Source organism: Pseudomonas sp. S3_A03 (assembly GCF_054668275.1).
On record NZ_CP162753.1, the window covers coordinates 1,878,477 to 1,904,392 of the forward strand.

Annotated in this window: 20 protein-coding genes and 3 pseudogenes; 8 read left to right on the top strand and 15 right to left on the bottom strand. The window is 63.7% G+C overall.

Features of this window, described 5'->3' with window-relative positions; all coding sequences use genetic code 11:
• Window positions 1-126 precede the first annotated feature (126 nt).
• From AB4O25_RS08380 to pedF, 10 genes are all read right to left on the bottom strand, one after another.
• Complete coding sequence (locus AB4O25_RS08380; RefSeq protein ID WP_460150752.1) at window positions 127-1,590, bottom strand: DASS family sodium-coupled anion symporter; 1,464 nt, start codon at window positions 1,588-1,590, stop codon at window positions 127-129.
• A gap of 77 nt (window positions 1,591-1,667) precedes the next feature.
• The gene (locus AB4O25_RS08385) at window positions 1,668-3,038 is read right to left on the bottom strand and encodes an ATP-binding response regulator (protein WP_065877533.1); all 1,371 of its coding nucleotides are present in this window, start codon (window positions 3,036-3,038) and stop codon (window positions 1,668-1,670) included.
• Window positions 3,022-4,185: an alcohol dehydrogenase-like regulatory protein ErcA gene (ercA, locus tag AB4O25_RS08390; RefSeq protein WP_017527061.1), complete on the bottom strand. Its 1,164-nt coding sequence runs from the start codon at window positions 4,183-4,185 to the stop codon at window positions 3,022-3,024. The genes AB4O25_RS08385 and ercA overlap by 17 nt, the downstream gene beginning before the upstream one ends.
• A gap of 103 nt (window positions 4,186-4,288) precedes the next feature.
• Complete coding sequence (pqqA, locus tag AB4O25_RS08395; protein ID WP_074750225.1) at window positions 4,289-4,360, bottom strand: pyrroloquinoline quinone precursor peptide PqqA; 72 nt, start codon at window positions 4,358-4,360, stop codon at window positions 4,289-4,291.
• A gap of 240 nt (window positions 4,361-4,600) precedes the next feature.
• Window positions 4,601-6,121: an acetaldehyde dehydrogenase ExaC gene (gene exaC, locus AB4O25_RS08400; protein WP_017527060.1), complete on the bottom strand. Its 1,521-nt coding sequence runs from the start codon at window positions 6,119-6,121 to the stop codon at window positions 4,601-4,603.
• A gap of 121 nt (window positions 6,122-6,242) precedes the next feature.
• Complete coding sequence (locus tag AB4O25_RS08405) at window positions 6,243-8,018, bottom strand: PQQ-dependent methanol/ethanol family dehydrogenase (protein WP_017527059.1); 1,776 nt, start codon at window positions 8,016-8,018, stop codon at window positions 6,243-6,245.
• 113 nt (window positions 8,019-8,131) lie between these two features.
• Complete coding sequence (locus tag AB4O25_RS08410) at window positions 8,132-9,064, bottom strand: quinoprotein relay system zinc metallohydrolase 1 (protein WP_116077791.1); 933 nt, start codon at window positions 9,062-9,064, stop codon at window positions 8,132-8,134.
• 16 nt (window positions 9,065-9,080) lie between these two features.
• Window positions 9,081-9,830 (bottom strand): quinoprotein dehydrogenase-associated SoxYZ-like carrier, encoded by a 750-nt coding sequence (locus tag AB4O25_RS08415; protein WP_017527057.1) that lies wholly within the window; start codon window positions 9,828-9,830, stop codon window positions 9,081-9,083.
• 9 nt (window positions 9,831-9,839) lie between these two features.
• A complete protein-coding gene (locus AB4O25_RS08420; RefSeq protein WP_017527056.1) occupies window positions 9,840-10,715 on the bottom strand; it encodes a substrate-binding periplasmic protein in 876 nt (291 codons plus the stop codon).
• A gap of 3 nt (window positions 10,716-10,718) precedes the next feature.
• The gene (gene pedF / locus AB4O25_RS08425; protein ID WP_460150753.1) at window positions 10,719-11,180 is read right to left on the bottom strand and encodes a cytochrome c-550 PedF; all 462 of its coding nucleotides are present in this window, start codon (window positions 11,178-11,180) and stop codon (window positions 10,719-10,721) included.
• Between the two features lie 253 nt (window positions 11,181-11,433).
• Here pedF and exaA point away from each other — a divergent pair.
• Window positions 11,434-13,339: pseudogene (gene exaA / locus AB4O25_RS08430) on the top strand (quinoprotein ethanol dehydrogenase).
• A 97-nt stretch (window positions 13,340-13,436) separates the two neighbouring features.
• Window positions 13,437-14,085: pseudogene (locus AB4O25_RS08435) on the top strand (pentapeptide repeat-containing protein).
• Between the two features lie 206 nt (window positions 14,086-14,291).
• On the opposite strand, the gene AB4O25_RS08440 reads toward AB4O25_RS08435, so the two are convergent.
• Complete coding sequence (locus tag AB4O25_RS08440) at window positions 14,292-14,918, bottom strand: response regulator transcription factor (protein WP_017527052.1); 627 nt, start codon at window positions 14,916-14,918, stop codon at window positions 14,292-14,294.
• Window positions 14,915-16,177, bottom strand: coding sequence for a sensor histidine kinase (locus tag AB4O25_RS08445; protein ID WP_368949637.1), 1,263 nt, complete (start codon window positions 16,175-16,177; stop codon window positions 14,915-14,917). The genes AB4O25_RS08440 and AB4O25_RS08445 overlap by 4 nt, the downstream gene beginning before the upstream one ends.
• 203 nt (window positions 16,178-16,380) lie before the next feature.
• On the opposite strand from AB4O25_RS08445, the gene AB4O25_RS08450 reads away from it, so the two are divergent.
• The 6 genes and pseudogenes from AB4O25_RS08450 (at window position 16,381) to AB4O25_RS08475 (ending at window position 21,371) form a co-directional block, all read left to right on the top strand.
• Window positions 16,381-17,517 carry an ABC transporter substrate-binding protein gene (locus tag AB4O25_RS08450; RefSeq protein WP_460150754.1) on the top strand — a complete coding sequence of 379 codons (1,137 nt, stop codon included), beginning with the start codon at window positions 16,381-16,383 and terminating at the stop codon, window positions 17,515-17,517.
• Between the two features lie 30 nt (window positions 17,518-17,547).
• Window positions 17,548-18,506 (top strand): annotated as a pseudogene (locus tag AB4O25_RS08455) (YVTN family beta-propeller repeat protein).
• A complete protein-coding gene (locus AB4O25_RS08460) occupies window positions 18,503-19,243 on the top strand; it encodes an ABC transporter ATP-binding protein (RefSeq protein ID WP_017527048.1) in 741 nt (246 codons plus the stop codon). The pseudogene AB4O25_RS08455 and the gene AB4O25_RS08460 overlap by 4 nt, the downstream one beginning before the upstream one ends.
• Complete coding sequence (locus AB4O25_RS08465; protein ID WP_065877546.1) at window positions 19,240-20,031, top strand: ABC transporter permease; 792 nt, start codon at window positions 19,240-19,242, stop codon at window positions 20,029-20,031. The genes AB4O25_RS08460 and AB4O25_RS08465 overlap by 4 nt, the downstream gene beginning before the upstream one ends.
• Before the next feature lie 107 nt (window positions 20,032-20,138).
• Window positions 20,139-20,678: a PQQ-dependent catabolism-associated CXXCW motif protein gene (locus AB4O25_RS08470; RefSeq protein WP_068937420.1), complete on the top strand. Its 540-nt coding sequence runs from the start codon at window positions 20,139-20,141 to the stop codon at window positions 20,676-20,678.
• 27 nt (window positions 20,679-20,705) lie between these two features.
• Window positions 20,706-21,371, top strand: a complete 666-nt coding sequence (locus AB4O25_RS08475; protein ID WP_017527045.1) for a response regulator transcription factor — start codon at window positions 20,706-20,708, stop codon at window positions 21,369-21,371.
• A gap of 46 nt (window positions 21,372-21,417) precedes the next feature.
• On the opposite strand, the gene AB4O25_RS08480 is transcribed toward AB4O25_RS08475, so the two are convergent.
• The 3 genes from AB4O25_RS08480 to AB4O25_RS08490 form a co-directional block, all read right to left on the bottom strand.
• Window positions 21,418-23,361 (bottom strand): PAS domain-containing hybrid sensor histidine kinase/response regulator, encoded by a 1,944-nt coding sequence (locus AB4O25_RS08480; RefSeq protein ID WP_460150755.1) that lies wholly within the window; start codon window positions 23,359-23,361, stop codon window positions 21,418-21,420.
• Window positions 23,303-24,448 carry a nitric oxide-sensing protein NosP gene (gene nosP, locus AB4O25_RS08485; RefSeq protein WP_116077787.1) on the bottom strand — a complete coding sequence of 382 codons (1,146 nt, stop codon included), beginning with the start codon at window positions 24,446-24,448 and terminating at the stop codon, window positions 23,303-23,305. The genes AB4O25_RS08480 and nosP overlap by 59 nt, the downstream gene beginning before the upstream one ends.
• A 171-nt stretch (window positions 24,449-24,619) precedes the next feature.
• Complete coding sequence (locus tag AB4O25_RS08490; RefSeq protein WP_003174872.1) at window positions 24,620-25,795, bottom strand: porin; 1,176 nt, start codon at window positions 25,793-25,795, stop codon at window positions 24,620-24,622.
• Window positions 25,796-25,916: the final 121 nt, after the last annotated feature.

Genomic DNA, 25,916 nt, shown 5'->3' on the forward strand with positions numbered 1-25,916 from the left:
CACGGTCAAAAATGTGGGAGGGGGCTTGCTCCCGACGGCAGTGGGTCAGCAACAGATGCATCCACTGACACTTCCTCATTGGGAACAAGCCCCACATTCAGATCTCTTGTGCATTCAGAAGAGCAATCAGATCCAACCGAGCCAACTCCAGTAGGTCGCGGCAAACACCAGCATCAGCCCGTACCCGATCAGCGTCACCAGGATGCCCACCTTGGCAAACTGGCGCGCCGTGAACGTGCCGGTGCCCAAGCACACCATGTTCTGCGGCGCATTGATCGGCAGGATAAACCCGTAGCTCATCACAAACCCCAACAGCATGGTCATCCCCAACCGGCTGAAATCCCCCGGCAAGGTCTGCAGTACCGCAATCAATATCGGCAGCAACGCCGAGGTCAACGCCGTGGCGCTGGCAAACCCCAGGTGAATCACGATCAAAAACGCCCCCAGAATCGCAAACACCCCCAACGGCCCCACCTGATCCAGCCCGGTGTGGGCCACGACGGCAGAACCCAGCCACTGCCCGGCCTGGGTGGTCAGCAACGCCGTACCGAGGCTGATCCCCACGCCGAACACAATCACCGTGCCCCACGGAATCCGCGACTGCACATCCTTCCAGGTCATCACGCCGATACCCGGCAACAGCAGGAATACCAACCCGGCGTAGGTGGTCGAGGTGGTGTCGAACGCGTGCAGGCGCCCTTCCGTGGCCCAGGCCAGCAGCAGCAAGACCGACACGCTCAGCAGGCGTTTCTGTGGGCCGGTCATGGGGCCGATATCGACCAGGGACTGCGCCACCGCCTCCTTGCCACCGGGGATGCTGTCGGTTTCGGGAGGCAGCAACTTGAGCACCAGAAACAGCAACACCGCCGACATGATCAGCGCCCACGGCGCACCGGCGATCAGCCAGTCGATCCACGACACGCGCTGGCCGAGCATTTTGTCCATGAAGCCCACGGTCAGCAGGTTCTGCGCGGCGGCGGTCTGGATGCCGACGTTCCAGAGGCTGGTGCCCTGGGCCACCACGATCATGATCCCGGCGGCGATGTTCGAGCGTTTATCGACGCCGAACGCGGCAATCACGCCCATCATGATCGGCACCACACAGGCGCTGCGCGCAGTGGCGCTGGGCACCACCAGGCTGAGCAGAATAGTCACCGCAATCGCCCCCAGCAGAATGCGCCGGGTGCTGGTGCCGACGCGGCTCAAGGTAACCAGGGCGATGCGCCGGTCCAGGCCGGTGTGGGTCATCGCGGCGGCGATAAACAACGCGCCCGCCACCAGCGCCAGCGCCGGGTTGGAAAACCCGGTGAGGGCCATGCTGATCGCCGGGCTGCTGCCGATCAGGTGCGCGGGGTCTTGCAGCGACGGCGCGGTACCGAGCAAAAACGCCATGAGCGAGGTGATCATGATCGCGCTGGCCTCATAGGACACCGCTTCGGTAATCCACACCACCACCGCAAACGCGAGGATCGCCAGCATCCGCTGCCCCGCTACCGGCAAGTCGGCGGGCAGCGGCAACAGCAGCACACCGGTCATCACCAGTACGGCGACCACCAGGCCCAACGGTAATTTGAAATGTGCCGCGCTCATGGGGTGCTCCAGGGCTCTAAATCAAGCCTTGAGCATGAGGCAAAGCGCCGCGCCGCGTGTTGACAGGTGTCAATGGGCTAGCCCAATAACTGACTCAACACCGCCCGCAACTTTCCAGGTTTGACCGGCTTGTTCAACAGCGGCGCATCCAACCGCCGCAGCGCACGGCGGCACTGGTCGGTGCGGTCCGCGGTGATGATCACCGCCGGGATCTTCTGCGCGAAATGCTCGCGCAACTGCCGCACCACCTGGCAGCCCAGTACGCCGTGGTCCAGGTGATAGTCCGCCAGGATCAGCTCCGGCGCCCTGCCCTGCAACGCCAGCAACGCGCCGGCCTGGTCGGTGGCGATGACGACCTCGCAGCCCCACTGGCCGAGCAACGCACGCATGCTCTCCAGGATGCTGGTTTCGTTATCGATCACCAGCAAGCGCCGGCCCGGCAGCGGGTTGCCCGTGGTCGGTTGCACCGGCAACTGGCTGATCGCCGCTGGCATCTGGGCGCTCAGCGGCACTTCGATGCTGAACAGCGAGCCCCGCCCCGGCCACGAACGCACGGCGATGCTATAACCGAGCACCTCGGCGATACGCTCGACAATCGCCAGGCCCAGCCCCACCCCTTTGCGGTCGGCGGCGCGGCCCACGTCCAGTTGGTTGAACTCAAGGAAGATCGCCTCCAGCCGGTCGGCCGCAATGCCGCGCCCGGTGTCCCACACCTCCAGGCGCAGGTAATCACCACGGCGGCGTGCGCCGAGCAGGATGCAGCCTTCATCGGTGTAGCGGCAGGCATTGCTGAGGAAATTACGCAGGATCCGCGTGAGCAGGCGCAGGTCGGTATGCACCGCGTAGTGCCCCATGCGCACCCGCAGGTTGAGGCCGGCGGCCTGGGCCACCGATTGAAACTCCGAGACCAGCGGCGCAAACACTTCATCCAGCCGATACAGGGCCACGTCCGGCTTGACCGCCGCTTGGTCCAGCCGCGAAATGTCGAGCAAGTCGGTGAGCAGATCTTCCGCGCCTTCCAGGGCCTGGTGGGTGCGTTCCACCAGCACCTGCTCGACGCTGGGCAGGTTACGTTCACGCAACGTGGCAATCAGCAGCCGCGCGGCATTGAGCGGTTGCAGCAGGTCATGGCTGGCGGCGGCGAGGTATTTGTCCTTGCTGCGGTTGGCCGCCTGGGCGGCATCGCGGGCGTCGCGCAGGGCTTGCTCGACCTGTTCGCGCTGGGCGATCTGCTGTTGCAGGTTGTGGTTGGCTTCCAGCAGCTCGTCGGTGCGCGCGGCCACGCGCTGCTCCAGCTCGTCGTTCAGGCGGATGTAGCGCCTGCGCTCGTCCTCCAACTCATCCAGGCGCGCCGTCAGCTCCGGGTAGTGGCTCTTGCGCGCCGACTGGTCACCCAGCCCCAGCAGCCCGGCGAGGGCGCGTTGCTGCTCGTCAGAGCGCTTCGCCATACACGACCTCGACGTCACGCTGGCTCGACTCACGTGGGTTGGTAAGGATGCACGGGTCGTCCATCGCATGCTCGGACAAGAACGGAATATCCGCCACGCGCACCCCATGCAGGCCGAGGGTTTCGTGGAAGCCGATCGCGTGCTTCAACGCGATCAGGTGCTCCACCAGCCGCGCGCAGATCTGCCGATGGTTAAGGCCCCGGCAGTCGATGCCGAAGGTCTCGGCGATCACCTTGAAGCGCTCTGGCGCCGAGTTGTAGTTGAACGCCACCACATGTTCCACCAGCACCGCGTTACACAACCCGTGAGGCAGGTCGAGGAAGCCGCCGAGGCTGTGGGACATGGCGTGTACCGCGCCGAGAATCGCATTGGAAAACGCCAGGCCCGCCTGCATGCTGCCGAGCATGATTTTTTCACGCAGGGCAATGTCGCTGGGGTTGGCGATCATCTGCACCAGGTTGCCGTTGATCAGGCGCATCGCTTCCAGCGCATGGGGGTCGGTCAATGGGCCATGGCCGGTGGACACGAACGCTTCGATGGCATGCACCAGCGCATCGATACCGGTACAGGCCGACAGGAACGGGTCCATGCTGGCCGTGGTTTCCGGGTCGATCAGCGACACATCCGGCACCACCGCCTTGCTGACGATGGAGAACTTCATGCGCTCCTGCTGGTTGGAAATGATCACGAACTGCGACACATCCGCCGACGTACCGGCGGTGGTGGGGATGAGAATCAGCGGCGGGCTGGGCACGCGAATGGTGTCCACCCCTTCGAATTCGAGGATGCTGCGCCCGTGAGCGACCACAATGCCGATGGCCTTGGCGCAGTCCATGGGGCTGCCGCCGCCGATGGCCACGATCACGTCGCAATGGTGTTCGCGGTACACCTCGGCGCCCTGCATCACTTCTTCGACGCGGGGGTTGGGCGACACGGCGCTGTACAGGCAGTAGTCGATGCCGATGGCTTGCAGGCTGGCTTCCACGTCCGCCACCCAGCCGGCGGCGATCACGCCGGGGTCGCTGACCACCAGCACCTTGCGCGCGCCGAAGGTCTTGGCGTAATTGCCCACGTTATGCCGGCAGCCGGCGCCAAAGATGATTTCAGGCGAGACGAATTTACGCAGGAGGCTCAAGTTGGGGCTCATTGGAAAGCCTGTTTTTATTATTTTGGAAGATGCGCTCCACACTAACCGATCCGGCCGCGAATGCAATCAGACCAAAGAGGCATCCTCCGTGCGGCGCCCGCGATCAGCGGCTGGCGAAGTACATGGTCACTTCAAAGCCGATACGCAGGTCGGTGTAGGTCGGTTTAGTCCACATGGGGTAGTCCTCTTGTTATGCCGGAAGATTCCGGTAGAGGCATTAATGCATGGGGGGATGGGTGTGCGAATGCTACTTTCGAAGGAGTGAATGCACTGCAATAGTCGCGAATGTACCCAGGACAAAATGTGGGAGGGGGCTTGCTCCCGATGGCGGTGGGTCAGTCAACATTCATGTCACTGACCCACTGCTATCGGGAGCAAGCCCCCTCCCACAGGGGACCGCGTTGCAATCAGGGGGTCAGAAGAACCCCAGCGGATTGATGTCGTAGCTCACCAGCAGGTTCTTGGTCTGCTGGTAGTGATCGAGCATCATCTTGTGGTTCTCACGCCCCACGCCCGATTTCTTGTACCCGCCAAATGCCGCGTGCGCCGGGTACAGGTGGTAGCAGTTGGTCCACACACGCCCGGCCTTGATCGCCCGGCCCATGCGATAGGCGCGGTTGATGTCGCGGGTCCACAAACCGGCGCCCAGGCCGAACTCGCTGTCGTTGGCAATCGCCAGGGCCTCGGCTTCGTCCTTGAAGGTGGTCACACCCACCACTGGGCCGAAGATTTCCTCCTGGAACACGCGCATCTTGTTGTGGCCCTTGAGCAGCGTCGGCTGGATGTAATACCCGCTGGCCAGGTCGCCATCCAAACGCTCGGCCGCGCCGCCGGTGAGCAGCACCGCGCCCTCTTCCTGGGCGATCTTGAGGTACGAGAGGATCTTGTCGTATTGCTGCTCGGACGCCTGGGCGCCGACCATGGTCTCGGTGTCCAGCGGGTTGCCGCGCTTGATCTTGACGATCTTCTTCATCACTTCGGCCATGAACGGCTCGTAGATCGACTCCTGCACCAGCGCCCGCGACGGGCAGGTGCACACTTCGCCCTGGTTGAAAAATGCCAGCACCAGGCCTTCGGCGGCTTTTTCAATGAACGCAGGCTCGGCGTTCATGATGTCTTCAAAGAAGATGTTCGGCGATTTGCCGCCCAGCTCCACCGTGGACGGAATAATGTTTTCGGCCGCGCAATGCATGATGTGCGCGCCCACCGGGGTGGAGCCGGTAAAGGCGATCTTGGCGATGCGCTTGCTGGTGGCTAGCGCCTCTCCCGCCTCGCGGCCAAAGCCCTGCACGATGTTCAGCACGCCCGGTGGCAGCAGATCGGCGATCAGCTCGGCAAACACCATGATCGACAGCGGCGTCTGCTCGGCCGGCTTGAGCACGATGCAGTTACCGGCGGCCAGGGCCGGGGCGAGTTTCCAGGCGGCCATCAGCAGCGGGAAGTTCCACGGAATGATCTGCCCGACCACGCCCAGCGGCTCGTGGAAATGATAGGCCGTGGTCAGTTCGTTGATCTCGGCGGCGCCGCCTTCCTGGGCGCGGATGCAACCGGCGAAGTAGCGGAAGTGGTCGGCAGCCAGGGGTACGTCGGCGTTGAGGGTTTCGCGCACGGCCTTGCCGTTGTCCCAGGTCTCGCTCACGGCCAGCACTTCGAGGTGTTGCTCGATGCGGTCGGCGATTTTCAGCAGCACCAGGGAACGGTCCTGGGCCGAGGTCTTGCCCCAGGCGTCGGCGGCGGCGTGCGCGGCATCCAGGGCCTTGTCGATGTCGGCGGCGTTGGAACGCGGGAACTCGGCGATGACTTCACCGGTGACCGGCGAGGAATTGGTGAAGTACTCACCACTGAGCGGCGCAACGAACTCGCCGCCGATGAAATTGCCGTAGCGCGATTTGAAGCTGACGATAGCGCCAGGGGTACCAGGTTGTGCGTAGATCATGTTGAAGCCTCTGTCTGGGTCCGGGCCTGTCGGTCAACAGGCGATGACCCGATAGTAAGAGCCCCCGCCGCCGGGCGAATGCGCCGTTGGCAGGGGGGGCTCTTGTTATTTGGTCGTAGATTTAGTGCTTGGCGACCAGCTCTTTAGGCAATTTGAACGTCCAGAGCATGCCGCCCTGGTTGAAGTCCTTGACCCGCTTGGCCACCTCGCCGCCCCACAACGGCACCGCGCCGCCCCAGCCGGAGAGCACCGACACGTACTGTTCGCCGTCCATTTCCCAGGTCACAGGCGAGCCGAGCACGCCGGAACCGGTCTGGAATTCCCAGACCTTCTCACCGGTCTTGGCGTTGAACGCCTGCAGGAACCCTTCCGGCGTGCCGGTGAACACCAGGTTGCCCTTGGTGGTGAGCACCCCGCCCCACAGCGGCGCGAAGTTCTTGTGGCGCCAGACTTCCTTGCCGGTTTTAGGGTCGATGGCGCGCAGCACGCCGATATAGTCTTCGTTCAGCGGCTTGATGGTGAAACCTGCGCCAAGGAACGCCGCGCCTTTCTTGTAGGCAATGCCTTCGTTCCAGATATCCATGCCCCATTCGTTGGACGGCACATAGAACAGCCCGGTGTCGCGGTTGTAGGCCATCGGCATCCAGTTCTTCGCGCCGAGGAACGCCGGCGCGACAAACACCGAGGTGCCCTTGGTTTCACTGCCCGGCGCGCCGGGGCGGCTGGCTTCGTTGTAGATCGGCCGGCCGTTCTTATCCAGGCCGGTGGCCCAGGTGATCTTGTCGACAAACGGGAAGCCACGGATGAACTTGCCGTTGGTGCGGTCGAGCACATAGAAGAAGCCGTTACGGTCAGCGGTCGCCGCCGCTTTGATTTCCTTGCCGCCGTCGGTGTAGTTGAAGGAGATCAGCTCGTTGACGCCGTCATAGTCCCAACCGTCGTGGGGCGTGCTCTGAAAGTGCCACTTGATGGTGCCGTCGTCCGGGTTCAGCGCCAGGCGCGACGACGAATAGAGGTTGTCGCCAGGGCGCAGGTGCGAGTTCCACGGCGCCGGGTTGCCGGTGCCGAACAACAGCAGGTTGGTTTCCGGGTCGTAGTAGCCGCCCAGCCACGGTGCTGCGCCGCCGGTCTTCCACAGGTCGCCGGGCCAGGTCTTGCCCGCCTCGCCACCGGAGATACCGTTTTCCACGGCCTTGCCGTCCTTGTAGACGTAACCCATATGGCCTTCGACGGTCGGACGGCTCCACAACAGGTCGCCGTTTTTCGGGTCGTAGGCCTCGATCTTGCCCACCACACCGAACTCGCCCCCGGCCACGCCGGTGATCAGTTTGCCGTTGATCACCAGCGGCGCGGCGCTGATCGAGTAGCCTTCCTTGTGGTCGGCGACTTTCTTGCTCCACACCACTTTGCCGGTGTCTTTGTTCAGGGCCACCAGCTTGGCGTCGAGGGTGCCGAAGAACACCAGGTCGCCATACAGCGCCACGCCACGGTTGATCACGTCACAGCAGGGGCGGATGTCATCGGGCAGGCGCGCATCGTATTGCCAGAGCTTCTTGCCGGTGCGCGCGTCCACCGCGAACACCCGCGAGTAGGAACCGGTGAGGTACATGACCCCGTCCTTGACCATCGGCTGCGCCTGCTGCCCGCGCTGTTTCTCGCCACCAAACGAAAATGCCCAGACCGGGCGCAGCTCCTTGACGTTGTCCACGTTGAGCGTATCGAGCGGGCTATAACGCTGGCCCTGCACGCCAAGGCCGTTGGTGACGATCTGCCCGGGGGTTTTCGGGTCCTGGAGGATGTCCTGGTCGGTCACGGCCGCCATGGTTTGGCCGGATAACAGGATGGCACCGAGCAACACACTCAAGGCGAAGGGTTGGCGACGTGCGGGTTGGGTCATGACGGCTACCTCTGCGGTTTTGTTATATCCGGGAAATTTTCCCGGTCTGGTGCAGATTCTTGGGCGCAGGGGCGATTGTCACAATTGACCGCAGTATCGAGATCGCTAGTTCCTTAGTAGCGGGTATCCACCCGTTGCATCTGCGCGCGCTCGTAGCGCGGGTACAGGTGGCTGACGCTGCGGATCAGTTCATAGCGGCCCAGGCTGATCGCGGCGAACCGCTCGGGGATGGGGCTGCGGATCATCTCGGCCATGTCGCTGCCCTGGGCGGCGCCGTCGCGCAGCAGTTGATCGAGCCAGGTGAGGTAGTCGCGCATCTGCGCGAAGGGCTGCGCATCGCTGGCCACCGGGCCATGGCCGGGCACGATCAGGCTCCAGGGCAAGGCTTGCAGGGTGTCGAGGTCGGCCAGCCACACCGCCAGCCCAGGGCTGTTGGGGGTGGTAAGGGCGCGCTGATAAAACACCAGGTCACCGGCAAACAGCACGCCGGTACTCTGGTCGAGAATCGCCAGGTCAGCGCCGGTGTGCCCGGTGAGTGCCAGCAGGCGCAGGTCGTGGCCGCCCACGCTGAGCACACCGGGCTCCAGCACCTGGGTGGGCAACACCACTTCGGTGCCGCGCATCCAGTCGCCGACCATGCGGTAGAGGTTCTGCGCCATGCTGTCGCCCTGCTCGTGCAGTAACTGCGTGGTGTCGGCCAGCGCGCCGATGGGGACGTCCTTGAACGCCTGGTTGCCCAGCGCATGGTCGGGGTGATGATGGGTAATCAGCACCCGGACCACCGGTTTGGCGGTGACCTTGGCAATGGCCTGGCGCAGGGCTTCGCCGTAGCGCCGCGACGGGCCAGTGTCGATCACCACCACGCCGGCCTCGGTGACGATGAACGCCGTGTTGACGATATTGCCGCCATTGGCCTTGGCAAAGTTGTCGGTGCTGCCTTCGAGCAGCCAGGTGTCGTCGGCGATCAGTCGGGGTTTGAGGGCGTAGTCGAGGTCTGCCAGGGCGGGCAGGCTCAGGCCCAGGCACAACAAGAGAATCCAGCGCATGCCGCGCTCCTTCTGGTCAGGGGATGGCCGCGTCGAATTCGTTGCCGCTGTTGTCACGCAGCACCAGGCGGGTGGGCCCTGGCGCGTCGATATCGAACGCCAGGTTGGGGTTTTCGCTGACCGCCGGGAACAGCTCCAGTTCGGCCAGCACCTGATCATCCCGGCCACGCAATTGCGCATGGTTGAGAAAAAATTCCGGGATGCCGCTGACCATGCCGTTGTCCATCGGGTGCGCCACCTGCACGCGCACCCGGCTGAATTCGCCACGTGGGTAACGCCCGCCGAGCACCTCGCCGATATGCTCCTCCCACCCCGGTTGGCTACGCACCACGCTGGGTGCGGTGCAGCCACCACCGGCGGCGTCGATCAGGGTCGAGCCGACGTGCCACAGCCCGTCCGTGGTGAGTACCGCCGCGCGCAACGGCGTGGCCTGTTCGATGCGAATACGGATCGCCAGCCACGGCAACACCCCGGCCTTGGGTTCAAACTCGACAATCTTCGGCAGCGGGTTCAGCTCGGCCCAGGCCAGGATCTTCACCACCTCGCCGTTGAACGCACGGGCGTCGATTTCCAGCGGCACCTGGCGCGCATCCTCGGCGAACGGCGGCGCCAGCAGCTTGACCCGCTCGTCGAACACAAACGGCGCATCCGCCAGGAACTGCTTGTGGTAGAAGGCCCACATCACCGACGGCACCGGGTCGACCTCCACGGCGTGCGCCGCCAACGGCAGCCAGCAGGCCAATATGCAGCTCAGTCGCCAGTTCATCGCCTGCTCCTATTGGTACATGTCGGGCACTTCGTACTGCAGGCCATAGTGGCTATAGATGCGCTGCACCGAGCCATCGCGGATCAGCGCTTCCAGCGCCTCTTCCACGGCATAGGCCAACTGGCGATTGCTCTCGTGCACCGCCATGCCGATCTCCCAGCGCTGCTTGCCCATGTTGGGGTAAGCGTTTTGCGCCAGGGCCAGTTGCGGGTCGTGGGCCTCGTGCACCTGCCAGTCGATTTCACCGCGCATGGCCATCACCGCGTCGACCTCGCCGGCCTTCATCGCCGCGAACGCCTGGGGCACGCCGGGGTAGTGACGGGTCTTGCCGGCGAGCATGCCGTTGAATACCGAGGTGAGGTAGAACGACGGCACGCTGTCGACTTCGACGCCAATCGGGTGCTGCTCGAACACCGCCACACTGGCGACCTTGTCCAGGCGTCGGCGGTCATACGCCACCTGCCATTGTTCGTTCTGGTAGGGCCCGAACATCACCACGTGGCCGTTTTCCAACTCGCCCTGGTCGTTGCGCTTTTGTGCGTAGGCAGGGTCGTAGGGCGCGCGCATCATCAGGTCGGCCAGTTGCTGGTGGTGCAACGGGCTGCCGCGCCAGATGTAGTCGCGCAGGTCGTCGTCGAGTTTCTCGCCGGCCGGCGCCCAGATCAGCGTCAGTTGCACACCGAGGGCCTTGGCCAGGGCCTGGGCCAGCTCCACGTCGACACCCCGTGGGGAGCTGCCCTCCTGGAAGCTGTAGGGGGCGAAGTCCTTGTACACCGCCACCTTGATCTCACCGTCGGCGATCATCTGGTCATAGCCGCGCACCTGCGCCTGTGCCGTCTGGCAACACAGCAGGGCCAGGCCAAGCACATACGCGAACAGGCGCATGGGTTACTCCTCGACGTGCACGGAGTCCAGGTAGGTACGCACCGCCCACAAGGCCTCCTGGCTCAGGTAATCGGCCATTTTCGGCATATACACCCGGCCGTCGCGCACGGCGCCATGGCGTACACGCTCGACAAACCACTCATCACCGGCCTCACCCGCATCCAGCATGCGCAGGTCCGGGGCGATACCTCCGGACTTGGCTTCCAGACCGTGGCAGGCGGCGCAGTTCTGGTTGTAGGCGGACGAGCCGATTTCCACCGCTTTGTCATGTTCCGGCGAGGTGCGGTACGGGTTCACCGCCGCCCAGCCATCGGCGTCCACCGGTACTCCGGCGTCCTTGACCGAGGTCAGGCCCTTGGTTTCCACCGCTTGCGGAACCACGTTGCCGTGCGCCCAGGCGGAGCCGGCACCGATCACACCCACCAACAGGCCAGCCACGAGCCAGGCATTGTGTTTTGTTGTCATTATTTTGCCCTCAGAATTGCACGCAAAACCTCATTACAGAGGCTATGGCAACCATCTTAGAAAGCCCTGGGCATGGGCCGTATGCTGCTTTGGTGGTCGGCCTCTCCTCCCTTGGTAGTAGGGCTTGAGGGGCACGCCTAAAACAGCGGCGGTCCGGGAAGTCTTCCCGGCCACAGCGGGACTTTTCCGTATCCGCCCAATGCCCCGGCGCTCCACCCTGTGCAGGCCAAAACCTCCACTGGGAACTGCAACCATGACAATAAGATCGCTACCCGCCCGTTCACCGTTGAGCCTTGCCGTGCAGGCCTTGCTGCTGGTCGGCAGCCTGTCGTTGAGTGCCACCGGCTTTGCCGCCGCCGAGCCTGCCCCTTCTACCCAAAAACCGACGCGCAACGTCACCTGGGAAGACATCGCCAACGACCACCTGACCACCCAGGACGTGCTGCAATACGGCATGGGCACCAACGCCCAGCGCTGGAGCCCGCTGGCGCAGGTCAACGACAAGAACGTGTTCAAGCTCACCCCGGCCTGGTCCTATTCGTTCGGCGATGAGAAGCAGCGCGGCCAGGAGTCCCAGGCCATCGTCAACGACGGCGTGGTCTACGTCACCGGGTCCTATTCCCGCGTATTTGCCCTCGACGCCAAGACTGGCAAGCGCCTGTGGACGTACAACCACCGCCTGCCCGACAACATTCGCCCGTGCTGTGACGTGGTCAACCGCGGTGCGGCGATTTTCGGCGACAAGATCTACTTCGGCACCCTCGACGCGCGCCTGATCGCCCTCGACAAAAACACCGGCAAAGTGGTGTGGAACAAAAAATTCGGCGACCACGCCGCCGGCTACACCATGACCGGCGCCCCGGTGCTGATCAAAGACAAAGTCAGCGGCAAAGTACTGCTGATCCACGGCAGCTCCGGCGATGAATTCGGCGTGGTCGGCCAGCTGTATGCGCGCGACCCGGACACCGGCGAAGAAGTCTGGATGCGCCCGTTCGTGGAGGGCCACATGGGTCGCCTGAACGGCAAGGACAGCACGCCCACCGGCGACGTGAAAGCACCGTCGTGGCCGAACGACCCGACCACCGAAACCGGCAAGGTCGAAGCCTGGAGCCACGGGGGCGGCGCACCTTGGCAGAGCGCGAGTTTCGATGCCGAGACCAATCACCATCATCGTCGGCGCCGGCAACCCCGGCCCGTGGAACACCTGGGCGCGGACGGCCAAGGACGGCAACCCCCACGACTTCGACAGCCTCTACACCTCCGGCCAGGTCGGCGTCGACCCCAGCACCGGTGAAGTGAAGTGGTTCTACCAGCACACCCCCAACGACGCGTGGGATTTCTCCGGCAACAACGAGCTGGTGCTGTTCGACTACAAGGGCAAGGACGGCAAAGTGGTCAAGGCCACCGGCCACGCCGACCGCAACGGTTTCTTCTACGTGGTCGACCGCAACAACGGCAAGCTGCAGAACGCCTTCCCGTTCGTGGACAACATCACCTGGGCCAGCCACATCGACCTGAAGACCGGCCGCCCGGTCGAGAACGAAGGCCAGCGCCCGGCCAAGCCATTGCCCGGCGAAACCAAAGGCAAACCGGTGGAAGTCTCGCCGCCGTTCCTGGGGGGCAAGAACTGGAACCCCATGGCCTACAGCCAGGACACCGGGCTGTTCTACATCCCGGGCAACCAGTGGAAAGAGGAATATTGGACCGAAGAGGTCAACTACAAGAAGGGCTCGGCGTACCTGGGCATGGGGTTTCGCATCAAGCGCATGTATGACGACCACGTCGGCACCCTGCGGGCGATGAACCCCACCACCGGCAAGGTGGTGTGGGAGCACAAGGAACACCTGCCATTGTGGGCCGGCGTGCTGGCGACCAAGGGCAACCTGGTGTTCACCGGCACCGGCGACGGTTTCTTCAAGGCCTTCGACGCGAAAACCGGCAAGGAGCTGTGGAAGTTCCAGACCGGCAGCGGCATCGTCTCGCCGCCGATCACCTGGGAGCAGGATGGCGAGCAGTACATCGGCGTGACTGTCGGTTATGGCGGCGCGGTGCCGTTGTGGGGCGGCGACATGGCTGAGCTGACCAAGCCGGTGGCACAGGGTGGGTCGTTCTGGGTGTTCAAGATCCCGAGTTGGGATAACAAGACCGCCCAGAAATAACCCATCAACCAATGCCGGGCCGCGCTTTTTTGTGGTGAACGGGCTTGCCCGCTCACCCCACAAGCTCGCTCGCTACAGGATCCCCAGAGGTCTCGTGATGAACTACATACCCTTGTTACTCCTGCTCGCCCTGCCCCTGGCCCACGCCGATGATGGCGACGACGCCCCGCTGATCATCAACGGCTGCACCATCGCCGAACACAGCCAATGCCCCGGCGCCAACCTGCAGGGTGCCAACCTGCGCAACCAGAACCTCGGCAACATGAACCTGGCCGGCGCCGACCTGCGCGGTGCGGACCTGCGCCACGCCACGCTCGACCTGGCCAACCTGGAAAAAGCCCAACTGCAAGGCGCCAACCTCACCCGCGCCAGCCTGCAACAAAGCAACCTGCGCCTGGCCGACTTTACCGGCGCCACGCTGATAGCGATCCAGGGTTGGGGCCTGTTTGCCCAGGGCGCGCAGTTTGAAAACGCCAACCTCAGCGCGGCCTACCTGCAATTCGCACGGCTGTCGGGGAGCGAAGATGCACAAGGCCAACCTGCGTGCAGCGGATCTGGAAATGACCTGGTTGAGCAAGGCGGACCTGCAAGGGGCAGACCTGCGTGACGCGAACTTGCAGGAAGCCAAGTTTGGCGAGAGCAACCTGGAAAAAGCGACACTCACCGGCAGTCGCCAGCACTACGCGAACTTCCAGGACGCCAACCTGGAGGGCTGCACGGACTGCCCCACCACCTGGGACCGTTAGCACACCGCCATTCAAATGTGAGAGGGCTTGCTCCCGATAGCCGTACATCAGTTGCAGATACGTCAACTGACCCACCGCTATCGGGAGCAAGCCCCCTCCCACAGTTTTATCTCCATCGATCAAATAGAGCTCAGCCAGCCTCAGCTCTGGCTTTTGCTGTTGCCCGAGCTTTTGATCTCAGGCTCCCGTCAAACACGCTGGCCCGCTTATCCAGCCACCCGCACCACCCCCATGTCGATTCCCAAATGCACCAGTTCAGCATGGGAACTGACCTGCAATTTGCTCTTGAGCAGGGTCAGGTGGTTGGACACGGTCTTGCTGCTGATATTGAGCCGGTCGGCTATCGCACGGGTGGGGGTGCCCTTGGCCAGCATCAGGAAGATTTCCAGCTCGCGTGGGGTCATGCCCTGCAGGCGTTGATCGCTGGGGGTATAGGCCAGTTCGGTGGCCAGGGCCTGTTCGATGTAGGCGTGGCCGTCGAGGATGCGCCGCACCGCTTCGATCAACACTTCGGGCGCCGAGCTTTTGGTCAGGTAGCCCCAGGCCCCGGCCTCCAGGGCCTGGCGCACCAGCGGCAATTCGTCGTGCATGCTGAAAAACAGCACGCGCAGCTGCGGCAGGCGCTGGCGCAGGCGGCGGGTGGTTTCCAGGCCGCTGATGCCCGGCAGGCCGAAGTCCATGATCACTAGGTGCGGCACCGCTTCCTGCACCCGGCTCAACGCTTCTTCGCCACTGGCGGCCTCGCGTACCTCGACCGCCGGCAGCACGGCGCGCAACAGGCTGGCGTAACCCTGGCGCACCACGGCGTGGTCATCCACCAACAGAATATTCATCCGGCCTCCAATGGCATGTTCAACGCCAGCGCCCAACCGGCGCCGGGGTGGCTGAGGATCTTCAGTTCGCCGCCCAGGCAGCGCGCGCGTTCGGCCATCGAATGCAGGCCCACGCCGGGCTGCTGGGGGGTGTCTGCGCCGCGTCCGTTATCGCGCACCCACAGGCGCAGGCGTGAACCGCGATGCTGCAGGCGCACGCGCACCTGGCTGGCGTCGGCATGCCGCAGGATGTTGGTCAGGGCTTCCTGGAGAAGGCGATACAGGTGGGTCTTGCTGGCGCCGGATAGCGCCGGCAGATCGGCACTGACCTGCAACCGGCACGGGATGCCATGGCTGGCCTGCCACTGCGTCACCAGCATGGCGAACGCCTCAGCCATCGGCAGATGTTGCAGGGCCACCGGGTACAGGTCGTGAACCAGCGCGCGAAAACCTTGCTGCAAATGCTCGCAATGCGCCTCCAGCAACCCCACGGTGCGCGTGAGCATTTGCGGCTGATCGGCCACCAGGCGCAACAGGCACGCCTGGGCGCGGATACCGGCCAGGTATTGGCCAAGGTCGTCGTGCAGGGTCTGGGCCAGGTGGGTGCGTTCCTGCTCCTGCACCGCCAGCAAGGTTTGGGTGAGTTGGGTGTTGTCGGTGCGGGCCTGTTCCAGGGCGTGGGTCATGCGATTGAAGTGCAGCGCCAATTGCCGCGCTTCCGGCGCGCCTTCGCTGCGCAGGCGCACATTGAGCCGGCCGGCACACACCTGTTGCAGGGCGCGCAGCAGCTCATCGAGCACGCCCATGCCACGGCGCACCGCCCAGCGGATGGTCAACAGGCTCAGCGCCAGCGCCAGGGCGCACAGGCCCAACAGTTGTTGCAGGGAGTCCCAGACTTCGTCGATTTCATCCCGTGGGTCTACCGCGATGGACACGCGTCGACCGTCCGGTAAGTCCAGCACTTGGGCCGTGCGCCGTGCCTCGACGAACAACAGGCGCCCGAGCCAGGCATCCAGGCCCTGCGCCGTGGGCGCCTGCGCGGTCTCGCCAGGCTTGAGCCAGTGCACGCGCACATGGCGCAGGCTGGCGGTGAGCCTGGGTTGCAGGCTGGCGGGGTCGCGTTCGGCGGTCTCGCTCAGGTAGTGCACCACCGCTTCGGCCGATTGCAGCTCGCGTTCCACATCCGCCAGGGCCTGGTGCAGCAACAACGCAGTGCAGGCACAGGTGACCAGCACGAAGAAGCCGCACACCCACAGGTTGATCCGCCACAAGGCCGACAAGACGCGCATGCTGGTGTCACTCCTGTGAATAGGCCCGTGGTGCTCCATGCTAAAACCGCGCAGCGCGCGGGGGGGCTACTACCTTGGTACTGGCTCGGCGGTACTTTCTGCATATTTGCAGCGACCGTAAGGCTTCCTATGCTGGCGCTACCTGTCATGGAGTGCCTTATGCGCCAGCTCGCCCCTATGCCGTGGTCTGCCTGATGGCGATCGCCTGGGCCACCACCGGCCAGGCTGCCCAGACGCCGTTGCAGGTGCAGCTCGGCTACCTGGGCTATCGACCTGACCCTGGGCCGCTGCTGTCGAATGTGATTACCGAACCCGCCGATGCCGGGCAACGCGGCGCCGAACTGGCGATCATCGACAGCAACAGCACCGGCGCCTTTCTCAATCAACGCTACAGCCTGGCCAGCGCCACGGTGGACACGGCCGAGGCGCTGCTTGCCGCCGCCAAGGTGCAACATGACCAGGGCCTGCGCCTGTTCGTGGTGAACGCGCCCACCGCCAGCCTGCGTCAACTCAGCGCCGCCCTGCCCGACAGCCTGTTGTTCAACGCCGGCAGCCCCGATGACAGCCTGCGCAGCACCGACTGCCTGGGCAACGTGCTGCATACCCTGCCCAGCCGCGCGATGCTCGCCGACGCGCTGGCGCAGTTTTTGGTGCTGCGCAAATGGCAAAAGGCGCTGCTGATCGTCGGCCCCACCGAAGACGACCAGGCCTACGCCGCCGCCCTGCGCCGCGCCGCCAAGCGTTTTGGCGTGCAACTGGTGGCGGAAAAAGCCTGGCGTTTCGATAACGACCAACGCCGCAGCGCCCAGGCGGATATGCCGCTGTTCACCCAGACCGCCGAATACGAGGTGGTGCTGGTGGCCGATGAGCGCGGCGACTTCGGCGAGTACGTCCCCTATCAAACCTGGTACCCGCGCCCCGTCGCCGGTACGCAGGGCCTCACGCCGACCGGCTGGCACAAAACCGTCGAGACCTACGGCGCGGCCCAATTGCAAAAACGCTTCGAGGCCCTGACCGGGCGCTGGATGAACGACCGCGACTTCGCCGCCTGGATGGCCGTGCGCAGCGTTGCCAGTGCAGTGAGCCGGTTACGCCAGGCCGACCCCATGGCGATCCGCCAACTGGCGATCAGCGAACAGCTGCCGCTGGACGGTTTCAAGGGTCGCAAGCTCAGCTATCGCCCCTGGAACGGCCAGTTGCGCCAGCCGATTCCTATCGTGCAACCGCGCGCCCTGGTGAGCACCTCACCCCAGGACGGCTTCCTGCACCCCACCAATGAAATGGACAGCCTGGGCTATGACAAGCCCGAGGTGACGTGCCGCTATCCCTGATCGCCACCCCACAATAATAAGGAATCCGCCATGCGCCGCACCCTGCTCTCATGCGCCCTGCTGCTTGCCGCCGGGCACGCCGTGGCCAGTACCGCCTGGGTCTCCAATGAAAAAGACAACAGCCTGAGCCTGATCGACCTGCAGACCCTGCAAGTCACCGACACGCTCAAGGTCGGCCAGCGCCCGCGGGGCCTGCTGCTGTCCCATGACAACAAGCTGCTGTACATCTGCGCCAGCGACTCGGACCGTGTGCAGGTGATGGACGTGGCCACGCGCAAGATCATCAAGGAACTGCCCTCCGGCAAAGACCCCGAGCAGTTCGCCCTGCACCCCAATAACCGCTGGTTGTATGTGTCCAACGAAGACGATGCGCTGGTCACGGTGATCGACACCGAGACGTCCAAGGTGCTCGGCCAGATCAACGTCGGCGTCGAGCCCGAGGGCATGGCGGTGAGCCCGGACGGCAAATGGGCGGTGAACACCAGCGAAACCACGAACATGCTGCACTGGATCGACACCAGCACCCAGACCCTGGCCGACAGCACCCTGGTGGATCAGCGCCCACGGTTTGTCGAATTCAACAGCGATGGCTCGCAGCTGTGGGCCTCGGCGGAAATCGGCGGCACCGTGACCATTCTCGACGTGGCCAGCCGCGCGGTTCTCAAGACCCTGACGTTCAAGATCAAGGGCGTCCACCCGGACAAGGTGCAACCGGTGGGCATCAAACTCAGCGCCGACGGCAAATACGGCTTTGTCGCCCTCGGCCCGGCCAACCATGTGGCGGTGATCGACGCCAAGACTTTCGAGATCCTCGACTACCTGCTGGTGGGCCGCCGCGTTTGGCAGATGGCGTTTACCCCGGACCAAAAACAACTGCTGGCCACCAACGGCGTGAGCGGTGATGTGTCGGTGATCGATGTGGACAGCCTCAAGGTGATCAAGTCGGTAAAGTCGGGCGCTACCCCTGGGGCGTGGTGGTAACGCCATGAGCGCCCTGGAGGTCAGCGCGCTGAGTTTCGCCTATGGCTCGCGCCAGGCCTTGAACGAGGTGGGTTTCAGCCTCGCAGCCGGGCAATTTGCGGCGTTGCTGGGCCCCAATGGCGCCGGCAAATCGACCTTGATCGCCCTGCTGACCCGGCTGTATGACCTGCAGTCGGGCGACATTCGCGTGAGCGGGCATTCCCTGCGCGAGGCACCGCGCGCCGCCCTCACCCAGTTGGGCGTGGTGTTCCAGCAAAGCACCCTGGACCTGGACTTGAGCGTGGAGCAGAACCTGCGTTACCACGCCGCGCTGCATGGCTTGTCGCGACGCCAGGCCAACACGCGGGTCGAAGCCGAACTGGCGCGCCAGGCCCTCACTGAGCGACGCCGCGAAAAGGTTCGCGAACTCAACGGCGGGCACCGGCGCCGTGTGGAAATTGCCCGCGCGTTGCTGCACGCGCCGCGCGTGCTGCTGCTCGACGAAGCCAGCGTCGGCCTCGACCCCGCCAGCCGCCTGGCCCTGAACCGGCACGTGCGCAGCCTGTGCGCCGAACACGGCATCAGCGTGCTGTGGACCACCCACTTGCTGGATGAGGTGCAGGCCAGCGACGCACTGATGGTTCTGCATCAGGGCCGCTTGGTGGCCAGCGGGCAAGTCGATGTGCTCACTCAACAACAGGGCGATGACCTGGGCAGCCTGTTCGCCCGGCTGACGCGCCCCGCCATTGCGGGGGCCACGGCATGAACGCTTATTGGCAGTGCCTGCGCGGCATCGTGCTGCGCGAATGGCTGCGCTTTGTGTTGCAGCGCACGCGGTTTCTCAGCGCGCTGGTGCGCCCGCTGTTGTGGCTGGTGGTGTTTGCCGCCGGGTTCCGCGCGGCCCTGGGCATCTCGGTGATCGAGCCCTACGACACCTACATCCCCTATGAGGTCTACATCATCCCCGGCCTGGCCTGCATGATCCTGCTGTTCAACGGCATGCAGGGCTCGCTGTCGATGGTCTACGACCGCGAGATGGGCAGCATGCGCGTGCTGTTGACCAGCCCGCTGCCGCGCACGTTTTTGCTGTGCAGCAAACTATTGGCCACTGCGTTGATCTCGCTGTTGCAGGTGTATGCGTTCCTCGCCATTGCCTGGGTTTACGGCGTGCGCCCGCCGGCCATGGGGCTGTTGATCGCCCTGCCCGCGTTGCTGCTGGTGGCGTTGATGCTCAGCGCCCTGGGCTTGTTGCTGTCGAATGCGATTCGCCAATTGGAGAACTTTGCCGGCGTGATGAACTTCGTGATCTTCCCGCTGTTTTTCCTGTCGTCGGCGCTGTACCCGCTGTGGAAGATGCGCGACTCCAGCGAAGGGTTGTACTGGTTGTGCGCGATCAACCCGTTTACCCACGCCGTGGAACTGGTGCGCTTTGCCCTGTATGAGCGCTTCGCCGGGCTGGCGATGGCGGTGTGCGTGGGGCTGACGGCGTTGTTCGCATTGTTGGCGGTGCTGACCTTCAACCCCCAGCACGCGGCACTGCGCAAAAAAGGCTGAGGGCGGCAAAACTACTACTTTAGTACTGGTTTTGCTGTCTATCGTCGCATTCCCAAGGCAGCGCGACTCACGTGTAATGGCGACATAACGATAAGGATTGACCCGCCATGCTGCCTGCCCGACTGCCTCTGTTGGCGTTACTGTGCCTGCTCTGTGTCAACGCCCAGGCCGACTCCCCGCTGTTTTCCGCCGACGGCTATCGCATCAGCCTGTACCGCAGCCCCACGCCCGATCAACTGCCGGGGGCGGCCGTTGTCGACACCCCGGCCCTGCAAACCCTGCTCGAGCAAACGCCGGCGCCGGTGCTGATTGACGTGTATCGCCGCCCATGGCTGCAAGGTCGCTTCATCGAAGACCAGCCCCACGCCAACCTGCCCGGCAGCCACTGGCTGGCCAACACCGGCGACGGCGACCTCACGCCCGAGTGGCAGGGGTACTTCGTGCGCCACCTGTATAAGTTCACCGACGGCGACCTCGCACGCCCGCTGGTGTTCTATTGCCGCGCCGATTGCTGGCTGAGTTGGAACGCGGTAAAACGTGCCGCCAACCTGGGCTATACCTCTGTGTATTGGTATCGCGACGGGTTGGATGCCTGGGAAGCGGCACAACTGCCAGTGACGGCTGCGACACCCGAACCCTTTCAATAAAAAACCACAACAAGAAGGTGAACGGCCATGTACAAGATCTTGATTGCCGACGATCACCCGCTGTTTCGCGAGGCGATCCACAACGTCATCAGCGACGGCTTCCCCGGCAGCGAGGTGATGGAAACCGCCGACCTGGACAGCGCGCTTGCCCTGACCCAGGAACACGATGACCTCGATTTGATCCTGCTGGACCTGAACATGCCCGGCATGCACGGCCTCAACGGTTTGATCAACCTGCGCAACGAGGCACCGACCATCCCGGTGGTGATCGTCTCGGCCGAGCAGGACAAGCAGATCGTGCTGCAAGCCATCACCTATGGCGCGGTGGGCTTCATCACCAAGTCCTCGCCACGCCTGCAAATGACCGAGGCGATCCAGCAGATTCTCAACGGCAATGTGTACTTGCCGCCCGACATCATCCGCACCCAGAAAACCGGCACCCACAGGCGCCTCAACGAAAACCCGGGCTTCGCCCCCGAGCTATTGCAGGCCCTCACGCGCAAGCAGTTGCTGGTGCTCGAACGCATGACCAAGGGCGAGTCGAACAAACAGATCGCGTACACCCTGGAAATTGCCGAAACCACGGTAAAGGCCCATGTATCGGCGATCTTGCGCAAGCTGAATGTGCATAACCGCGTGCAGGCGATATTGAGTGCCGGAGATATCGATTTCGGCTCCTACCTGCGCCGCTGAGCCCACAGCAACCACACAGCCCCCTCCCACACTGGTTTTGTGTTTGTCAGGGACGGCCGAGCAGGTGGCTCATGGCGGTTTTGAGCTTCATCGGCCGCACCGGCTTGTGCATCAAGGTGTGCCCCAACTCGCGGATCTGCTGTTTGAGCTCGTTGCTGTAGTTGGCGGTGATCATCATCGCCGGGATGGCGCTGGCGCGCCGGGCGTTGATGCGGGCCACGGCGTCGACGCCGTTCTGGTCGTCATCGAGGTGGTAATCGGCAATCAGCAAATCCGCCTCGGCATGGTAGTTGTCCACCTGTCGCGCCAGGTCTTCTTCGGATAACGCCGTCACGACCTGGCAGCCCCAACCTTCGAGCAAGGTGCGCATGCCTGCGCAGATCGCCGCGTCGTTATCCAGCACCCACACCCGGGCGCCCTGCAAGCGCTCCAGCAACGCCTCGCTCATGCACGGCAGGGGCAATGACTTGGGCGCGGTGGCGCTCAACGGCACCTCCATTGCAAACATCGAGCCCTTGCCCGGCCAGGATTTGACTGTGATGCGGTGCCCCAGAATGCCGGCAATTTTTTCCACAATCGCCAGCCCCAGGCCCAAGCCGCGATCCTGGTCCGGGCGCTGCACATCGCCGCGCTTGAACTCCTGGAAAATCTCCTCCAGCCGCTCCTCGGCAATGCCCATGCCGCTGTCCCACACCTGGATCGACAAGCGCTGATGCTGGCGCCGACACCCCAGCACAATGCGCCCTTGATAGGTGTAGCGAATCGCGTTGCTCAGCAGGTTGCGCAGGATCCGCGCCAATAGCTGGATGTCGCTGCGCACCAGCGCGGAACAGCCGATGAAGTGCAGCTCCAGCCCTTCGCTGCGGGCCAATTCGGTGTACTCGACGGCCAGGTTATCGAGCAATTCGCTCAAGGCGAACGGCGCGATATCGGCCTTGATCACCCCGGCGTCCAGCTTGGAAATATCCACCAGGGTACCCAGCAGGTTTTCCACGTCTTCCAGGGAATTGCTCACGTTGCGCACCAGTTTTTCACTCGGGCGCTCCAACAAGGCGCTGGTGAACAGCCGTGCGGCGTTGAGCGGTTGCAGCAGGTCGTGGCTGACGGCCGCGAGGAACTTGGTTTTGGACAGGTTGGCCTGTTCAGCCTCCAGCTTGGCCTCGCGCAGGCGGCTTTCCATGCGCCGGCGCTCGTCGATTTCCTTGAGCAATTGGTCATTGAGCGCCGTGAGTTCCGAGGTGCGCTGGGCGACGCGCTGTTCCAGGTGCTGATAGGCCTGATGCAGCGCTTCAGCGGTGCGGCGGCGTTCGGTGATGTCGCGGATCAACACAAAGATCCCCACCACTTCGCCACTGGCCAGCATGTTCGGCACGTAGGAGCGCAGCATGTAGCGTTCCTGGTTATTGATATTGGTCTCGGCGAATTCGAAGGTCACGCTCTCCCCGGCCAGGGCGCGGGCGACGTAGGCGTCCAGGCGCTGGCAGTGCTGTTCGCTGTGCACTTCGCGCAGGCTCTGGCCGAGCATCATGCCGCGCGGCCAGCAGTACCATTCTTCGTAGACTTTATTGGTGAACTCATAGACCAGGTCGGCATTCAGGTAGCCGATCAGCGCCGGTACGTTATCGGTGATCAGGCGAATCCAGCGCTCGCTTTCCTGGGCTTTCTGCGCCGCCACTTGTTCGCCGCGCAGGGTTTCGGCGCGCAGCCGGGCGTTGATCAGCAGGTGGTTGCTGGCCTTGAGTTCGGCCATCGCCTGGTTCAGCGCATCGGTACGTTCGCGCACTTGCTCGGCCAGCACCACCGAATGCTGGAAGGTGGTGTACGGGTTATTGCCCTGGCTCATGCCGGACTCGATGCGTTCGATCAGCGCGGCGTTGATCCGGGCCAGCTTGTGGTTGTCCTGTTGCAGCTGGGCAACCTGGGCGAGCAGTTCAGCGCCGGCCTCTGGCAATGGCGACCCCGGTGAAGGTCTGGTTGATATGCATGCCATTGAACTGTTCTCCGTAGGTGTTGAAGCCCATCACCCGTTTGGCTTGCAGGAAACTGCCGATCTGTTCCAGGTTGCCGGCGTCTTCCAATTCCAGGCGGCGCAGGAAGCAGTCGCAGCCGATGGTCAGCAAGAGTTCGCCGAGGCGCGACTGCAGGCCGTCGAACAGGCTGTCCAGGTTGGGCAGGATCGGGCCTGGCTTCATCACGGTCAGTACGATGCCGTTTTCCACGGCGCAGTAGAAACTCAAGCTGAGGTCTTCATGCACCTGCTGGATGGCGCGCACGTAGTACTGGTCATGGATGCGCACCGCCAGCGGGTGAGCGGCAAAGACCCGATGGTCGAGGTCGGCCACCGCCACGCCGATATGCCGCGCGTATTCTTCGGCGGCGGGTTCGGCGTTGAGCTCGTAGACCCGGCGCGAGGGGCTGTCGGCACCGGTCACCACCAGTTTTTCGGCACGCGGCAGGATGTGGTGGGTGGTGAACACTTCGAAATCCAGCCAGGTATTGACCAGCACCACCACCGCCGCGCCGCTGTGAAAGGCGCCGTTGAAGTAGACGTGGGTGTGGGTGAGGAAGTTGTCGTCGCCGGCCGAGCCGCCAAAGTGCGGGATATCGCCAAGGGCGGCGCTGAGGGCGGCGAGCACCATCTCTTCGCGGCTGGACAGGCCATCGAGCAGGGTCAGGGCAAACGTGTTGCCTTTGATGGGGGCCAGGGTATTGCTGCGACAGCCGCCGACCAGCCGTTCGACCATGTGCTGGGCGTCGATCAGGCTGAAGTGCTCGACCTGGTCGATCAGCTCGGTGGCGATGGAAAAATGCGCATGGTTGAAACCCATCGCGGTAATGCAATTGCGGCCGTAGCCTTGGGGCGTGATCTCGCCGGCGCTGGTGCAACCCACCACGCGCACATTGCCGAAACACTGCTGCAAGGCCTGGCCCAACGCCTGCAAATCGTAGGAAGCCGAACAGAAAAACAGCACAAACCCCAGGTAGGGGTGCAGCAGTTGGCGGGCCAACTCCTCAGCCGCCTGCCCCGCGTCGGTGGCCTGGGACATGGCGCTGACTACGCCTTCACTGTTATGCATCGTTGGTTCCCCCTCTGAGGCATGAGTGTACGAAGGGCTGGGGGCGGGACCTATGCTACTTGTGTACTGGGTAGGGGGATGCGATGGGATGACTCTCTCAAGACTGATGGAGATCAAAATGTGGGAGGGGCAAGTCGAATCGTCGCACCGCCCCTCCCACAGTTAACCGCATTACCAAGTCAAGACAGCACCAACGGCGAAGGTATCGGTGTCTTCATTCTGGGCGCTGGTGTCATGCCCCTTGATCTGGAACTGGTTGTACTCGGCCACCAGCTTCAGGTTGTCGTTCACGTCATGAAACAGCGCAACCCCGCGCGTCTCATAATCCGCGCCACTGCCCACCACGCCGTTGCCGTCATCCTTTGTTTTACCGTAGGACAGCGCCAGGCGGTTCTTGCCCAGTTTGTACGAGCCCTGCACCAGGTAGCCGTTGCTGTCCACATTACGCAGGGTGGCTTCCCCGGCATTGTTGGTGAAGAACGGGTTGATGCCCTTGGCCTGGAAGCCGGAACCGGTCAGCGACAAGCCGCCCATTTTGGCTTGCACGCCATAACCCAGGCCCTTGGAGGTGACCGAGGCCACGGAGGAGTCGGTGTTATCGGAGGTCTGGTAGCTGCCGTTGAGCCAACTGTAGATCTTCGCCCCGCCCAGGTCGAACTGGTAGGTGACCTCGCTTTCGGTGCGCGGGTTCTCCTGGTAGGCCTTGCCCACGGCGCTGCTGTCGTTGGTGTCGACCGGGTCCATGATGCCGACGGCCACGCGCAGGCCGTCCATCACCGGAGTGCGATAGGTGATCTGCGAGGTGGGGAACGGGTACGGGTAACCGCTGCCGATATTGCCGAACGACACTCCGCCGCCGTCCACCAGGCCGAGGCTGTCGCTGACCTGGCCGTAACCGGCGAGCAGTTCATCGAGCAGGATGTTGGAGCGGGCGAACAGGCCGAAGTCCTTGCCGATCAGCACTTCGCCCCACTCGGGGTTGGCCACGGTGCCGTAGAACTGGCGCACGTCGATGGCGGTGTCGGTGCCGTTGGTTTCGCTGTCGTTGATGGTGACCCAGAACGAGGCGCGGGCGCCGAGCTTGAGGTCGTCGACCTGCTTGCTCATGTTGAAGCCCAGGTAGTTGGGCAGAAAGCCCATCTTCACGCGGGATTGACGGCGGTCGTACTGGTCGCCGGCGCGGTCCACATCGCTGTTGACGTAGAAAGCGTTGATGTAGCCGTCGGTGGAAAAGGTGGTTTCGTCCTTGTCGTACAGCATGATTTCGGCGCCAGCCAACGGGCTGAGGCTCAGGCCGACGATAAACGCAGGTAACAGACGCAGGGGGACATTTTTATTGTTATGCATAACGCGCTCCGCAACGGGGACTTGATGTCGGAGGCGATTATCGAAAGGCGCCAGGCCACGGCCTACGCTGCCTTGGCCGTGGTTTGAAGGTGCTTTGGGCGGGCAGCGGGTGCCCGGCAAT

Excerpts from the sequence above, each read along its gene's own strand:
- ercA (WP_017527061.1), bottom strand. The coding sequence starts at position 4,185 with ATGAGCCCCAACTTGAGCCTCCTGCGTAAATTCGTCTCGCCTGAAATC.
- AB4O25_RS08470 (WP_068937420.1), top strand. The coding sequence starts at position 20,139 with ATGCTGCCTGCCCGACTGCCTCTGTTGGCGTTACTGTGCCTGCTCTGT.
- AB4O25_RS08465 (WP_065877546.1), top strand. The coding sequence starts at position 19,240 with ATGAACGCTTATTGGCAGTGCCTGCGCGGCATCGTGCTGCGCGAATGG.
- AB4O25_RS08420 (WP_017527056.1), bottom strand. The coding sequence starts at position 10,715 with ATGCGCCTGTTCGCGTATGTGCTTGGCCTGGCCCTGCTGTGTTGCCAG.
- AB4O25_RS08405 (WP_017527059.1), bottom strand. The coding sequence starts at position 8,018 with ATGACCCAACCCGCACGTCGCCAACCCTTCGCCTTGAGTGTGTTGCTC.
- AB4O25_RS08475 (WP_017527045.1), top strand. The coding sequence starts at position 20,706 with ATGTACAAGATCTTGATTGCCGACGATCACCCGCTGTTTCGCGAGGCG.
- AB4O25_RS08480 (WP_460150755.1), bottom strand. The coding sequence starts at position 23,361 with ATGGCATGCATATCAACCAGACCTTCACCGGGGTCGCCATTGCCAGAG.
- AB4O25_RS08460 (WP_017527048.1), top strand. The coding sequence starts at position 18,503 with ATGAGCGCCCTGGAGGTCAGCGCGCTGAGTTTCGCCTATGGCTCGCGC.
- nosP (WP_116077787.1), bottom strand. The coding sequence starts at position 24,448 with ATGCATAACAGTGAAGGCGTAGTCAGCGCCATGTCCCAGGCCACCGAC.
- pedF (WP_460150753.1), bottom strand. The coding sequence starts at position 11,180 with ATGACAACAAAACACAATGCCTGGCTCGTGGCTGGCCTGTTGGTGGGT.
- AB4O25_RS08385 (WP_065877533.1), bottom strand. The coding sequence starts at position 3,038 with ATGGCGAAGCGCTCTGACGAGCAGCAACGCGCCCTCGCCGGGCTGCTG.
- AB4O25_RS08450 (WP_460150754.1), top strand. The coding sequence starts at position 16,381 with ATGGCGATCGCCTGGGCCACCACCGGCCAGGCTGCCCAGACGCCGTTG.
- AB4O25_RS08490 (WP_003174872.1), bottom strand. The coding sequence starts at position 25,795 with ATGCATAACAATAAAAATGTCCCCCTGCGTCTGTTACCTGCGTTTATC.
- AB4O25_RS08380 (WP_460150752.1), bottom strand. The coding sequence starts at position 1,590 with ATGAGCGCGGCACATTTCAAATTACCGTTGGGCCTGGTGGTCGCCGTA.
- AB4O25_RS08440 (WP_017527052.1), bottom strand. The coding sequence starts at position 14,918 with ATGAATATTCTGTTGGTGGATGACCACGCCGTGGTGCGCCAGGGTTAC.
- AB4O25_RS08410 (WP_116077791.1), bottom strand. The coding sequence starts at position 9,064 with ATGCGCTGGATTCTCTTGTTGTGCCTGGGCCTGAGCCTGCCCGCCCTG.
- AB4O25_RS08415 (WP_017527057.1), bottom strand. The coding sequence starts at position 9,830 with ATGAACTGGCGACTGAGCTGCATATTGGCCTGCTGGCTGCCGTTGGCG.
- exaC (WP_017527060.1), bottom strand. The coding sequence starts at position 6,121 with ATGATCTACGCACAACCTGGTACCCCTGGCGCTATCGTCAGCTTCAAA.